Here is a 12,959-nt window from a genome sequence, read left to right as displayed (position 1 = left end):
GGGTCACGCGCCCGCCCGGCGCGGCAACTCCGCCCGCAGCGCGGCGACGTCCACGCGCGAGACGGTCGGCAGGAGCCGGGCCACCTGGGTGTCCTCGGCTTCGAGCAGCGCGGCCAGCAGGTGGACCGTACCGACCGACGATGAACCGTGCTCGGCGGCGGTGAGCCGGGCGACTGCCTTGGCCCGCTCGGCGGAGTCGGAGAGCCGTATCCGGTCGGCCTCGCGATCCGATGCGCAGGCGCCGGCCGCAGTGGCTGTCGCCGTGCGTTCCCTCGCCACACGGGTCAGGGAGTCCTGCCGTACGCCATGCCTGCGCAGCAGCGCGGCGGCGGAGTTGGCGTCGGCCAGTTCCTCGGGCAGGGAACGTCCGGCAACGGCAAGGGAGCGGTCCAGGGCCAGGATGCCCAGCAGCAGATCCACCGGCTCCGCCGCGGAACGCCCGCACCGCGCAGCCTGCCGTACGGCCTCGACGGTCACCGCGAACACGACCGGTGAGCCGTACACGCCGGCCCCGGAGGTCCACGAAGTCAGCGCGCGCGTCAGCCGGTTGCCGCTCTTGCCGAGCGTCCCGGCCCGGCGGAGAAGGGTGACGCCACGGGATTCCGGCAGCTCGGTCTGCGCCGGGGCGCCCGCGTCCAGCGCGTCGAGTGCGGTCGCCGCGGCTGTCAGGTCCAGCCGCTGCAGCACCAACGCCTCCCGGGCCCGACTCTCCGGCAGTTCCAGCAGCGCGCTCGCCACATGCCGGCAGCGCACCGAGACCGTACCTTCGGTGCGCGCCGACGCCAGCGCGAGCAGCAGGCACCGTCGCAGGGCGCCGGACATCCCGGGCAACTCACGGCCGTCGTCCGCGGCCGGCCCGCGCTTCGCGAGCCCGGACCGCCAGTGCACCTCACGCCAGGCGGCGGTGACCTCGTCCTCGTCGGCACCGGCCGCGACGGTCGCGCCCGCGTCCTCGTCCCCGTCGTCGCTCACCCAGCCCCGACCGCCCCGACCGGCGATCAGGCCACCGAGCGCACCGGCCTTCCGCATCCCCGGGGCGATCGCCGCGCCCGCGTCCGTCTCTCCCATGACGAGCGCGGCCAGCAGGTTCTCGGTCCCTACGACCGCTGCCTCATGCCTGATCGCACTGCTCAGCGCCGCCACGAGCAGGTCCATGACGTCGCACTCGAACTCCACGGTGGCTCCGGCCATGTCCGTGGCGCCGTTCTGCACTCCGGTACTCCGTCGCTGATCCATCGAACGCTCCCCCTCGGGCTGCGGTATCCGATCGTGTCCGGTCGGGACCGACCCTAGGCAGCCACCCGACGGCACCGCGTCGGCCGACCGGCCAGGCCCGCGGTCCGAACGGCCAGGCCTCTCGGTCCGATCGGCCGGGTGAGAGCATGCGGGGTGTTCGTTCGCCGGCGCAGGGACGCCGAGTGTGATGCAGGTCACGGGAAGCCGGTGTGGGGTGCCGGACAGCTCATTGAGGTGAGCACTCATATGCGGACCCGGGTACGGGCCGGGGAGTCGAGCGCGTTCGCCGAGCTCTTCGACAGCTACTCCCGCGCGGTCTACAACCATGCCTTCCGGCTGACCGCCGACTGGTCGGTGGCCGAGGACGTGATGGCGGCGACCTTCCTGGAGGCATGGCGGCTGCGCGACAGGGTCGAGCCGGAGGGCGGCTCCCTGCGGCCCTGGCTGCTGGGCATCGCCACCAACACGGCGCGCAACCAGTACCGGAGCAACCGGCGATACCGGGCGGCGGCCAACGCGGCCGCGGCGGCCGAGCTGTCGGTGGCCGACCACGCCGACGAGGTGGCCGACCGGGTCGACGACCGGCGGCGCCTCGCGACGGCCCTCAACGCGCTCGCCGCGCTGCGCAGACCGGAGCGCGAGGTCATCACGCTCTGCCTGGGGGAGGGCCTGGACTACGAGGCCGCGGCCGAGGCGCTGGGCATCCCGGTCGGAACGGTGGCCTCCCGGCTCTCCCGGGCCCGCAGGAAGCTGCGTGCGCTGGCGGAGGCGCCCGCAACCGGCAGGCAGGACTGGAAAGTTCGCGGGAAACGGGAAGGCGGCCTGCTCGGCCGACAGATAAGAGGCGATCACACAAACGCGATACGGCCCGCACAGGAAGGAAACCGATGAACGCGAACACGTCCCGGCAGAACCCGGCAGAGCGGGATGAGAGCGCCGAGCTCCTGTCCCGGACGGCGCGTGACCTGCCGGTGGGCCGTCACGAGTTCCACAGGGAGCGCCTGATGGCCCAGATCCACGACATGCAGCAGGAAGAGCGCACGGCGACGGCAGCCTCCGAAGCCCCGGCGAAGGTACGACGGTTGCGACTGCCGCGTCCGGCGATCGTGCTGCCCGCCATGGCGGCCGCCGTGGCCGGCATCGTCGTCGCCGGGTTCGCGGTGTCCGGCGGTGGCGGAGTCACGGGCGGCCGTGACGGAGCCCAGGACGGCGCCCTCGCGACGGGACCGGCCCTGACCACGCAGCTCGGCGCCGCGAGCACCGAAGGAGTCCCGCAGCTGCTCGACCAGATCTCGCTGGCGGCGGCCGACGTGTCCCACCCGACCGTCAAGCCCGGCCAGTACGTCTACGTGGAGTCCAAGACGGCCGACACGTTCGTCAGGACCGTCGGCGACGAGAGCAGCCTGGCCAGCCACCAGCTGCACCGCCGGCAGGTGTGGATGTCCGCCGACGGCACCAAGGGCTGGCTGATCGACCCCGCGGTCAACGACAGCCCCGAGGGCGAGACCCTGAGCCTCCCCGACGAGCAGGGCAACGAGCGCGAGGCGTACCTCAACGCTCCGTCGTACGACTACCTCGCCAAGCTCACCACCGACCCCGACGCACTGCTGGCCAAGATCTACAAGGAGACGGAGGGGATGGGCAACTCGCCCGACCAGCAGGCGTTCACCACGATCGGGGACCTGCTCGGCGAGAGCTACCCGCCGGCGGAGCTCTACTCGGCGCTGTTCAAGGCCGCCGAGAAGATCCCGGGCGTCGTCGTCGTGAACGACGCCGTGGACGCGGTGGGACGGCACGGCGTCGCGGTGGCCCGGCTCGACGAGACCAGCGGCCAGCGCGAGGAGTGGATCTTCGACAAGAAGACCCATGTCTTCCTCGGGGACCGCAGCGTCCAGGTACGCAAGGCCACCGGCGAGTCCGCTCTGATCAAGCCCGGCACGGTGATGTACACGAGCGCGATCATCAACCGGGCCGTCGTCGACGGCGTCAAGCAGACCCCGTCGCAGGCGGGCTGACCCCCACGACCCCGAACTCCCGCAACGAACCTCGCGAAGAGGTTCGTTGCGGGAGCCCTCGTGTCCCAGAAGAGCGTTCCAGGCCGACCGCATTCTCCCTGGTCAGGGTGCATTCCAGCGTTCCGGCGTCCCCAACTGCCCGTCATCCGTGGCCGCTGGGACGGATCACCGCACAAGCTTCGGTCATCCAGTCACCACCCACCGGAACACGAAGGGCACAGCCACATGTCGAAGCTCCGCACCTCCCGCATCCGCCTGGCCGGCGCCGCCGCGACCGCAGTCCTCGCCACGCTCTCCCTGGGCGCCTGCAGCAACGGATCGGGCGTCCAGGACGAGGGTGCGTCGTCGAAGGTGCAGCCCTCCACGAGCACGGGCCAGTCCGCCGGCACCCCTGCTTCGGACACCGGGTCCGACTCTTCCTCGGGCTCCGCGAACTCCTCGGGCTCCGCGGGAGCCAAGGCCTCCACCAACGGTTCGGGCACCGCGGCGCAGACCCCCACGTCGAAGACGCCCGCCTCCTCCGCCGCCAAGCCGGTCACCTGCGAGGGCTCCAACACCAAGACGGTCGCCGCCCCGCTGAACCGCCCCCTGAACCACATGCTGCTCACGGTGACCAACACCGGCAGCAAGACCTGCTACCTCTACGGCTACCCGGCCGTCCGCTTCGGCGAGGCCCAGTCCGTGCCCCCGGTCATCGAGGACTCGCAGCCCCAGGCAGTCGTCACGCTCCAGCCCGGCGAGTCCGGCTACGCCTCCGTGAACCTCTCGGCGGCCGACGGCAGCGGCGCCAACGGCCACACCGTGAAGACCCTGTCCGTCTACTTCCAGGGCCGCTCCGGCAACGAGAGCGTCGGCACGGGCGCCCACCCGTCCCTGCCCGCGAAGGGCGTCCACGTCGACGACTCGCTCAAGGTCACGTACTGGCAGCAGGAGATGGAGGACGCCATCTCCTGGTGACGTGGCGCCAGGTCGCCGCCGACCGCGCTGTCAGTGCCCGCGGCTACCCCGGTGAAGGCACCGAGGAGGGCTGCCTGACCGCATCCTCCTTCCCGGTGCCTGACGGGTCCCCCTTCGTGGCGGCCCTCCAGATCGCCGTCGCCACGTTCTCGGCGAACTCGGTCGGCGGCGGCTCGTTCGGCAGCCGGGTGGGCGCCGGCGTGCCCTTCTTGCTGCCGGCCCGGTCGGCGAACAGCGCGACAGTCAGGGTGAGCCGGCTGTCGTAGCCGGTGGTCCACACGGTCCGCCGGGCGGTTCCGCCACCTGCCCCCTCGGTGGTGAACCCTTGCGTCTCCGCCGGGCGGACGCCCACGGGGACCGGCCCCGCCCCGGTCATCACGCCCGCCACCATCGCTTCCTTCTCGCCCAGCACCTGCCGCACATCCGGCCGCGCCTTGTAGACCGTACGGCCCGCCTGCGTGATGCGTGCGACGGTGTACGGGGTGGCGTACTCACCGTTCGCCGCGACGGTCGCATAGGCCGACGCCATGTTCAGCGGTGTCGGCGCCGGTGTCCTGAGCAGGGCGTGCAGTGGCTCGTCCGCCCGCACCAGCTTGGTGAAGGGGTCCAGAGCCGTCCCCGCCTCCACCGCCCCGCTCACCGCGTCGTTGAAGGGCTGGCGCGCGTAGTCCGAACCCCCGTACAGCAGCCGTACCGCTCCGTCGCCCGGCACCATCGCCACGACCGCGGTGTGCAGCCGCACCCCGCCCTTGCCTCCGGGATGCTCCGCGACCCGCTGCGTGGCGGTGTCCTGGAGCGCCAGGTCGAAGGTGGTCGTCACGTTGTAGCCGCCGCTCGCCAGCTGGTCCTCGGTGATGCCGAGCCGGTCGGCGGCCTCCTTCGCGGCGACGTCGATCAGATACTGCCGCTGCCCCTCGGTCTCGCCCGGCGGATAGAAACGGAACGCCGGGAAACGCGCCGCCGCCCGCTGCTCCGCCGTGATGCTCTCGCTCGCCGCCATCGCGTCGAGCACCCACTCCCACCGGCCGCGCAGCTTCGCGGTCACCTTCGGATCGGAGCCCGCCTTCTCGTAGTACGAGGGGATGTTGACGATGGACGCGATCGCCGCGCCCTGCGCCACCGTCAGGTTCCTCGCGTCCACGCCGAAGTAGTTGCGCGCGGCGGACTGGATCCCGGCGGCGCCCCGGCCGAAGTACACGGTGTTGAGATAGCCCTCCAGGATCTCGTCCTTGCCGCGGGTGCGGTCCAACTTGATCGCGATGAGCGCCTCGCGCGCCTTGCGGGTCAGCGAACGCTCCGGGCTCAGCAGCGCGTTCTTCACGTACTGCTGGGTGATGGTCGAGCCGCCCTGCGGGTCGCCGCCCGTCAGCGTCGCCAGCGCGGCCCGCGTGATGGCCCGCGGTGAAATGCCGTTGTCCGTACGGAAGGAGCGGTTCTCCGCGGCGATCACCGCGTCCTGCACATGCCGGGGGACCGCCGACAGCGGGACGTCCTGCCGGTCGACCGGTCCACGTCGGCCCAGGTAGGCCCCGCCCGCGTCGAGGAACACGGTGCTCTGGGTGACGGTCTCGGGGTGCGGCTCCGGAATCGTCGTCAAGTGGTACGCCACGACGGCCGCCGCGCAGAGCGTCGCGACCAGTGCGAGGAAGGTGTACAGCAGCCGGCGCAGCCGTCGGCCCCGGGTGCGGCGGAACCGGACCCGCAGGGGCACGCGTTCGCGGTGCCGGGGCGTCGAGGGCCGGCCCGGCGTCCCGACCTTCTTCCTGCTCTTCTCCAGCCACTGCGCCGTGTTCATATCCGCCACCATTCGCGGTCGGACCGTGCGGCGACCTTGCCCGAGGCGTCGTACACGGTGACGATCCGCTCGTCCCCGCCGAGGGACAGCAGGGCTTTCATGTCCTCACCGGGCAGCGGCGCGGGCGCGTACCAGATGCCCCACCCCGGACTGCCCGCCAGGACGAGGACCTTCGCCGTGGTGGTGCCGTCGCCCGTTCTCACCTCGACGCGGCTCGGCTCGCCGTGCAGGCCGCGGACGAGGCCGGACAGGAGAAAGCCGCCCTGCACGGCGTCCGCCCGCACGGAGACGGCCGCCGCACCGTCCGGTCCGTCGACGGCGAGGTGGTTGTCGTCCTGTGGGAGGGCGTCGGGCACCGACCAGTGCCCACCGTCGGCCGTGAGCCACACCCGTACCCGCGGCCCCACGGTCACCCGCTCGCCCGGCGCCACGACCCGGATCGGGCTCGTCGCCGAACGCGCGCCCCGGGCTCCGGGCACCCCGTCCTGCGCACCGCCCCCGAGCTGGTCGACGCTGAGGAGGGCGACCGTCACCGGCGTGAGCAGCGCCACGCAGGCGGTCGAGGTCACCGCGAGCCGGCGTCGCCGCCGGACACGGCCCTGTGCCTGGAGGCCGGCCAGCGGCACCTCGGACGGGACGAGGTCCTCGACGGCACGGGTGTACTTCTCACGCAGGCCTACGGGTTCTTCGCCGGCCTCCTTCAACCCGTGCCGGGCATGCGCACGGACCGCACTCACGGAGCAGCCCAGCAACTGGGCGATCTCCGCGTCCGCGAGCCCCTCCCAGATCCGCAGCACCAGAACCGTCCGCCGGCGTGCGGCCCGCCTCCCGCGCAGCGGGCGCAGATGGCTGTGCACCAGACAGCGCCGCACGTGGAAGTCCACGTCGTCGCGCGGAACTCCCCGCCACCGCGCGCACACCCGCACCAGGGTTCTCCGCACCAACTCCTGTGCCGCACCCGTGTCGTCGGTGAGCAGCCGCGCGGTCACGACCAGCCGGGACCAGTTGGTCCGGGCGTAGGAGGCGAAGTCATGGCCGGCGGGGAGTACGGCGTGGGTGGGTGGCACGTGGGGGGTCCTTCGGCTCGGGGACTCGGTCGTGGCTCGTGGCCGGGTGCGCAGGTGCCCAACCCCGTTGAGGAAAAGGGAGCCTGAAACCCCCGTGCACCGTCTTCCTGATGGGTTGCGCTTCACTGGATGCGGCCTACGCGATCCAGCGGAACCTACGGGACCTGTACGCACGGGCGAGGCGGCCGGGTTGCAAGGAAACGGAAAGAGCACGGATTCCGGCGGGGAGTGGGGGTGGTGGGCATGACCGAGGACGAGTTCGACGCCTTCTACGCGGCCGCGTTCCCCCGGCTGACCGGACAGCTCTACGCCTTCACCGGAGACCACGGCGAGGCCCAGGACGTCGTACAGGAAGCGTTCGTACGGGCCTGGGACCGGCGCAGGCAGTTCCTGGCGGACAGTGCCCCCGAGGCGTGGATCCGCACGGTGGCCATGCGGCTGGCGGTGAGTCGCTGGCGGCGGGCGAAGCGCTGGCTGGAACTGGTGCGGCGCACCCCGGCCCCCGACTCCACACCGGGCCCGGGGCCTGAGCACACCGCGCTCGTGGCCGCCCTGCGCGAACTGCCCGAGGCGCAGAGGATGGCGATCGTCCTGCACCATTTGTGCGATCTGACCGTGCAGCAGGTAGCCTCCGAGACCGGCGCGCCCGTGGGGACGGTCAAGGCGAGGCTGGCGCGGGGGCGGGCCGCGCTGGCGGAGCGCCTCGCGGAGGACGGGGCCGACGAGCCGGTCCGGAAGGAGAGCGGCCGTGTCCGATGAACTCTCTGCCGCACTGCGCGAGTTGGCCGCCGCCGAGGCGACCCGGCCGGTCGCCGACGGCGCCGAGATCCGCGGCCGGGCGCTGCGCCGCAGACGCCTACGCCGGGTCGTGGCGACCCTGGGTGCGGGAACCGCCGGCCTCACCGCACTTTCCGTCGCTCTCACGCTCCACCTCGGCGGAACCCCGGACCAGCCGGACCGGCTCCACACCCCGGCCGCAACACCGGCCGACCCCTCCCAGCCCTCCCAGCCCTCCCCACCGTCACCGTCCCGGACCACCGCGGAGCCCGTCCCCGGCACCCTCGACCTGACCGGGCGCACCCTCACCTTCGGCGGTCGACTCATGCCGATCGTCTGGGAGTCGGCACGCGAAGCCCCGGTCGCCGCGGCGACCTCGATGACGGTGGTGACGAAGCAGGAGCAGAGAGCCCTGCCTGTCGACATCCCTTCCAAGGACCGCGCCGAGGTGGACGTCCCGTATGTGGTCGAGCTGCGCGACGGCAGCGACCAGCCGCTCTACGTCGGCACCTTCACCGCACAGCTGAAGTCCCTGACCGGCTTCCGCGTCGGCGGCGCCCTGATCGCCCTCGCCCCCGAGGACGCCAAGTCGTTCTACGCCCGGGTCGGCGTGGGCGAACGCATCTCGGTGACTACGGGGGCGACACCGACGGTCGAGCCCGGCGTCGTCCGGTGAGGGGGAGGGCCAGGATGCGCACCGGGCCGGCCCGGCCGCAGGTGACGGCCGGGCCGGCTTGGGTGGGGTCGGGTGTCGGCTATCCGCCGGCCGTCACCGCGCCGAGAGCCGCCACCACGCGGCCGACGCGTCGCGCAGGGTGTTGGTGCCGCAGTGCACCTCGCCCATGCCGAGGTGGTACGTGTACCAGTCGTCGATGTACGACACCTTCATGCCGACCTTCTGGTACACGGTGGTCACCGCTTCCGTGAAGAGGTCCTTGCCGTTGACGACGGGACCCCACTGACGCGGAGCGAGGTAGCGGTCCCGGCCCAGGAGGACGCCGTTGACCGCTCCGGGAACGTACGCGCTGGTCGTCACCGTCGCCGGGCCCGCCGCGCGCGGGGCGGCCGGGTTCTCGGCGAGCCACTTCTGCTGGCCGTTGTCCCTGAGGCTGTCCACGAGGTCGGAGCCGGCGCCCATCCGCGTCAGACGCGGCACGGGAACTTCCTCGCCCTCGGAGGTCAAGGCCTCCGAATCACGGGTGTACAGGGCCGGTACGCGCACGATCTCGGCGTCGGTGACGCCCGTCTCGCGCTTCAGGATCTCCAGGTTGGCCGCGATGCGCCGGGCCGCCATCTCGTTGTCGGCGACCAGGTGCCGGGAGGCGAGCGCCTGGTCGATGGTCTCCTTCGGCGCCGGGGTGTCGGCGCGGCCCGGGACGGAGAACATCTTCGTCGTGCCGTGCCCGTCGCGCTTGGCGTCGCGCAGCAGCCGCAGCCCCGCCTGCGGGTCGGCGACGCCGATGCGCCAGCGGCGCGGGGTGTCGGCGGGCAGGAACTGTACGAACTCGTCGACGTGCCCGACGCCCAGCCATGAGGTGTCCAGCAGCAACGGGTCCTGCAGACCCTGCGACTTGAGCATGGTGCGCATCACCTTTGACGGGCGCGCCCCGCTGTCCTTGCGCTCGCCCATGATGATGCGGCCGGCCGGGAACGAGCGCCCGCCGTGCGAGTAGGGCGGGATGGTCTCCAGGTTGCCCATGGAGTTGAGCGACCAGTCGTCGGGTTCGGCCCGGTCGGTCACCTGCACGACGCCGATGTCCCGGCCGCGGACCTTCTCGAACAGTTCCCGCCCGGCGTCCCGGTCCGGCTGGGCGGAGCGCAGCATCACACGCATCACGTGCCGCTTGCCGCCCGGCCCGGTCATGCTGACGTAGGCCGGTTCGACGAAGTCCTGGGCCCAGCGGTCGGCGTACTTCTCGAAGGTGACCAGCGGGGTGGTGATCCCGGCCTTCTTGACCTCCTTGTCGAGCGCGGTGACGAACTCCCGCTGAAGGCGGCTGTCCGGGCCGTCACCCTGGACCTTGGACACCATCACCTGCTGGGTGTTCTGCAGGTGATGCTGGGTCAGCAGCGGTGCGACGCGCAGGGTGACGGCGTCGGAGGCGGACGTCTGCCCGGCCGTCACCGTCAGCCGGATCACCGCCCGGCCGTCCCACTTGGCGCTGTCCCGGACGACGTCGGTGGCCTCGACGCCGAACTCCACACCGGAGCGCAGCTCGGCCGCGGTCAGCCGGGTCCCGGACGTCACCAGGACCCAGGCCCCGGCACGCTTGAGGAAAAGGTGCGTGTGCGCGGCGCCCGCGGTGACCTTCAGGCTTCCTTGGCGCCCGCCGGGACGTCGGCCATGGGCACGGAACGGACCCGGGCGAGGTCGGCGGCGTCCGCACTGCCGTTGACCTTCTTGTCCGTTCCGTCGTTGCAGGCGGCCAGCGCGGCGTCGGACAGCGGTCTGCCACCCGGGCCGGTGACGGGACAGCGCTTGGTGTCGTCGTCGATGTTGGGCAGGAATACGGCCCCGCGCTCGACCGACCAGCGGCCCTCACGGTGTTCGTCGGTACCGCCGGTGACATCGACCCGCCCGTCGCGGTTCACATCCGCGCGCAGATCGGCGAGGCCGGACCGTCCGGCGACGGGGGCCGAGTAGGCCGGCCCCGCCAGCACGGAGCCCGCGGCGGCGAGAGCCAGGACCAGGGAGCCGGCGGGGTACGGGCGTATGCGTATCGATGGACGTGAACGCACGGCGCGTTCCTCTCACTTGGTGGGTGTCGCCGGATAAGAGGAGGAACCGTGCGCTGTGCGTTCACTGTGAGGCGAGACTTAGAGGTCGCTTCTTATGGCGTGATCGTTCGTTGAGCCGTTCATGACGGATCTGGTTGCGCGGTTGGTGCCGGATGAGTTGTGGGTGTTGTTCCGGCGAGTGGTGCCGCCGACGGAAGTGAAGCGTCCGCTGGGAGGGGGTCGGCGACGGACCGGTGACCGGGAGACCCTGGCAGCGATCATTTTCGTCGCCACCGAGTCATCCTCGTCGAACTCGGCTCCAGAGGAGAGCTGGACTGGTCCCGGTGCGCGATCGACTCCGTCAGCGTCCGGGCGGTGAAAGGGGGCCACTGACCGGACCGAATCCGACCGACCGCGGCAAGAGCGGATCGAAAATCCACCTGATCACGGACCGGAACGGATTGCCCCTGTCGCTGGGCATCTCCCGTGCCAACGTGCACGACAGCCTCGGCCTGAAGCCACTGGCGCGGGGGATCCCGCCCGTCCGCTCCCGACGCGGCCCGCGCCGTCAGCGTCCAGCCAAGCTCCATGCGGACAAGGGCTACGACTACGACCACCTGCGCAGATGGCTCCGTAAGAGGGGCAGTCGCCACCGCATTGCCCGTAAGGGCATCGAGCCCTCCACACGACTGGGCCGCCACCGCTGGGTCGTCGAGAGGACGGTCTCCTGGCTGGCTGGATGCCGGCGCCTGCATCGCCGCTACGAACGCAAGGCCGAGCACTTCCTCGCCTTCGTCGGTATAGCCGCAGCACTCATCAACTACCGCCGAATCACTTCGTAGACAACAGCGACTAGGATCTACCGGGACATCGCGTGTCGATCACCGGCTGGGTGAGGCATGGAGGTGTCGGGAGGTGCCTTCGGAGGCATTCCTTGTCAGTTGAGTTGAATCACACGATCGTCCACGCCCGGGACAATCGGGAGTCCGCCCAGTTCTTCGCGGACCTGCTGGGCCTTGAGATCACCGCGGAATGGGGCCCGTTCATCGCGGTCGCCCTGAGCAACGGCGTCACGCTGGACTTCGCCACGATCCCCGCGGACCACATCGCCATGCAGCATTACGCCTTCCTGATCTCCGAGGAGGAGTTCGACGCGGCGTACGCGCGGATCAGCGAGCGCGGCATCGAGCACTACGCTGACCCGCACCGGCAACAGCCCGGTGCGATCAACCACAACGACGGCGGCCGCGGGGTGTACTTCATGGACCCGGCGGGTCATGCCATGGAGCTGATCACCGTGCCGTACGGCGGCTGGACCTCGTAAGCACAGGCGCCGATCGCCGCACCCCAGCCCGGGGTGCGGCCCTCAATCGCTGCTTGTGCCCGATGTGCTCGCGGCCGGCGCCCTGCGATTACCTGAGCCGCCGCCAGGCTGGGAACTTGCCCTCCGTGGTGGCACCGAACGCTGGCAGAGGACCCATAAGCCCTCACCGGCACCAAAGGAAACGATGTCTTCCTACCCGGGTCCGACGATGTCAGTGGTCGTCGCGGATGCTGGTGGCGATGCCGTTGCTGATCACGACCTCGGCGCTGAAGCCCTTCTTGGCCGCTGCCTCCAGTTCGGCCTCGGTGCACTCGGTGCCGCCCTCGCCGCCTGCACCCGTGTTCACCGCGTCGCAGATGTCGTCGTAGCCCCGGATCTCGGTGTCCTCGGCGATGAAGAACTGCTGCTCGACGCCCTTCATGTCGGAGACCGTGTACTTGCCCGGCGCCAGGTAGGAGACGTTGCCGAACCAGGTTCCGTTGACGCCCTTCGAGTCGGAGCCGGTGTCCTGCTGGGCGGCGCGCCGCTCGGTCACCAGGGTCGCGATGCCGTTCTTCATCTTCACGTCGGCGCTCACGGCGTCCTTCTTGGTGGCAGCCTCCAACTGGTCCAGCGTGCACGGCGCGTCCACCTTGGCCCCTGCCTCGCCGCAGACCGTGCCGGCGCCGTACACCTCGGTGTCGTCGGCGACCAGGAACTGCTGGTCCTCCTTGCCCGGTACGGACACGATGTACTTGCCCGGCGCGAGATAGGTGACCTTGCCGTCCGTGAACGAGCCGCTGACGCCCTTGGAGTTCGTGGAGCCCTGAGAGCCCTGAGCGCCGTGGGAACCCTTTGAGCCCGTGGATCCCTTGGAGTCCGACGCCTTTTCCGCGACCGACGTCGAGCCCTTTCCGCTCTTGCCGGCCGCGTTGTCGTCGGAGCCGTTCTGGCACGCCGTCATCAGCAGCCCGGCGGTGATCGCGGTGGCGGCGACGACGGCGTTGCGCAGGTGGCGGTTCATCACGGGAGGTTCCTTCCGAGGCGGCGATAGTGGGGAGCCGACGGTGTTCGTTGCCGGTTTCCCGCTC

Annotated in this window: 10 protein-coding genes and 2 pseudogenes; 7 read left to right on the top strand and 5 right to left on the bottom strand. The window is 71.2% G+C overall.

Annotated features, from left to right (window positions below):
- Positions 1 to 3: 3 nt before the first annotated feature.
- The gene (locus OHO27_RS19380; RefSeq protein WP_328425591.1) at positions 4 to 1,236 is read right to left on the bottom strand and encodes a Clp protease N-terminal domain-containing protein; all 1,233 of its coding nucleotides are present in this window, start codon (positions 1,234 to 1,236) and stop codon (positions 4 to 6) included.
- Between the two features lie 246 nt (positions 1,237 to 1,482).
- Here OHO27_RS19380 and OHO27_RS19375 point away from each other — a divergent pair, with 246 nt between their 5' ends.
- From OHO27_RS19375 to OHO27_RS19365, 3 genes are all read left to right on the top strand, one after another.
- A complete protein-coding gene (locus tag OHO27_RS19375; RefSeq protein WP_328425589.1) occupies positions 1,483 to 2,127 on the top strand; it encodes an RNA polymerase sigma factor in 645 nt (214 codons plus the stop codon).
- Positions 2,124 to 3,251 carry a CU044_5270 family protein gene (locus tag OHO27_RS19370; RefSeq protein WP_328425587.1) on the top strand — a complete coding sequence of 376 codons (1,128 nt, stop codon included), beginning with the start codon at positions 2,124 to 2,126 and terminating at the stop codon, positions 3,249 to 3,251. The genes OHO27_RS19375 and OHO27_RS19370 overlap by 4 nt, the downstream gene beginning before the upstream one ends.
- 225 nt (positions 3,252 to 3,476) lie before the next feature.
- Positions 3,477 to 4,208 (top strand): DUF4232 domain-containing protein, encoded by a 732-nt coding sequence (locus tag OHO27_RS19365; protein WP_328425585.1) that lies wholly within the window; start codon positions 3,477 to 3,479, stop codon positions 4,206 to 4,208.
- Positions 4,209 to 4,251: 43 nt separating this feature from the next.
- Here OHO27_RS19365 and OHO27_RS19360 read toward each other — a convergent pair whose 3' ends face one another.
- Complete coding sequence (locus OHO27_RS19360) at positions 4,252 to 6,003, bottom strand: transglycosylase domain-containing protein (protein WP_328425583.1); 1,752 nt, start codon at positions 6,001 to 6,003, stop codon at positions 4,252 to 4,254.
- Positions 6,000 to 7,070 (bottom strand): sigma factor-like helix-turn-helix DNA-binding protein, encoded by a 1,071-nt coding sequence (locus OHO27_RS19355; RefSeq protein WP_328425581.1) that lies wholly within the window; start codon positions 7,068 to 7,070, stop codon positions 6,000 to 6,002. The genes OHO27_RS19360 and OHO27_RS19355 overlap by 4 nt, the downstream gene beginning before the upstream one ends.
- Positions 7,071 to 7,313: 243 nt before the next feature.
- Here OHO27_RS19355 and OHO27_RS19350 point away from each other — a divergent pair, with 243 nt between their 5' ends.
- Together OHO27_RS19350 and OHO27_RS19345 are read left to right on the top strand one after the other, a co-directional pair.
- The gene (locus OHO27_RS19350) at positions 7,314 to 7,829 is read left to right on the top strand and encodes a SigE family RNA polymerase sigma factor (RefSeq protein WP_328425579.1); all 516 of its coding nucleotides are present in this window, start codon (positions 7,314 to 7,316) and stop codon (positions 7,827 to 7,829) included.
- Positions 7,819 to 8,523 carry a hypothetical protein gene (locus OHO27_RS19345; protein WP_328425577.1) on the top strand — a complete coding sequence of 235 codons (705 nt, stop codon included), beginning with the start codon at positions 7,819 to 7,821 and terminating at the stop codon, positions 8,521 to 8,523. The genes OHO27_RS19350 and OHO27_RS19345 overlap by 11 nt, the downstream gene beginning before the upstream one ends.
- A gap of 93 nt (positions 8,524 to 8,616) precedes the next feature.
- Here the strand turns inward: OHO27_RS19345 and OHO27_RS19340 are convergent.
- Positions 8,617 to 10,586 (bottom strand): annotated as a pseudogene (locus OHO27_RS19340) (protein-arginine deiminase domain-containing protein).
- A gap of 121 nt (positions 10,587 to 10,707) precedes the next feature.
- Here OHO27_RS19340 and OHO27_RS19335 point away from each other — a divergent pair.
- A pseudogene (locus OHO27_RS19335) lies at positions 10,708 to 11,407 on the top strand (IS5 family transposase).
- A 92-nt stretch (positions 11,408 to 11,499) separates the two neighbouring features.
- A complete protein-coding gene (locus OHO27_RS19330; RefSeq protein WP_328425575.1) occupies positions 11,500 to 11,889 on the top strand; it encodes a VOC family protein in 390 nt (129 codons plus the stop codon).
- Positions 11,890 to 12,100: 211 nt separating this feature from the next.
- On the opposite strand, the gene OHO27_RS19325 is transcribed toward OHO27_RS19330, so the two are convergent.
- Positions 12,101 to 12,892 carry a hypothetical protein gene (locus OHO27_RS19325; RefSeq protein ID WP_328430488.1) on the bottom strand — a complete coding sequence of 264 codons (792 nt, stop codon included), beginning with the start codon at positions 12,890 to 12,892 and terminating at the stop codon, positions 12,101 to 12,103.
- Positions 12,893 to 12,959: the final 67 nt, after the last annotated feature.

This window comes from Streptomyces sp. NBC_00443 (assembly GCF_036014175.1).
In the GTDB taxonomy this organism is placed as follows: Bacteria; Actinomycetota; Actinomycetes; order Streptomycetales; family Streptomycetaceae; genus Streptomyces.
This window is presented reverse-complemented; position numbering and strand designations above follow the sequence as displayed.

Coding starts and splice junctions, on each gene's coding strand:
- OHO27_RS19380 (WP_328425591.1), bottom strand. CDS start 1,236: ATGGATCAGCGACGGAGTACCGGAGTGCAGAACGGCGCCACGGACATG.
- OHO27_RS19375 (WP_328425589.1), top strand. CDS start 1,483: ATGCGGACCCGGGTACGGGCCGGGGAGTCGAGCGCGTTCGCCGAGCTC.
- OHO27_RS19370 (WP_328425587.1), top strand. CDS start 2,124: ATGAACGCGAACACGTCCCGGCAGAACCCGGCAGAGCGGGATGAGAGC.
- OHO27_RS19365 (WP_328425585.1), top strand. CDS start 3,477: ATGTCGAAGCTCCGCACCTCCCGCATCCGCCTGGCCGGCGCCGCCGCG.
- OHO27_RS19360 (WP_328425583.1), bottom strand. CDS start 6,003: ATGAACACGGCGCAGTGGCTGGAGAAGAGCAGGAAGAAGGTCGGGACG.
- OHO27_RS19350 (WP_328425579.1), top strand. CDS start 7,314: ATGACCGAGGACGAGTTCGACGCCTTCTACGCGGCCGCGTTCCCCCGG.
- OHO27_RS19325 (WP_328430488.1), bottom strand. CDS start 12,892: ATGAACCGCCACCTGCGCAACGCCGTCGTCGCCGCCACCGCGATCACC.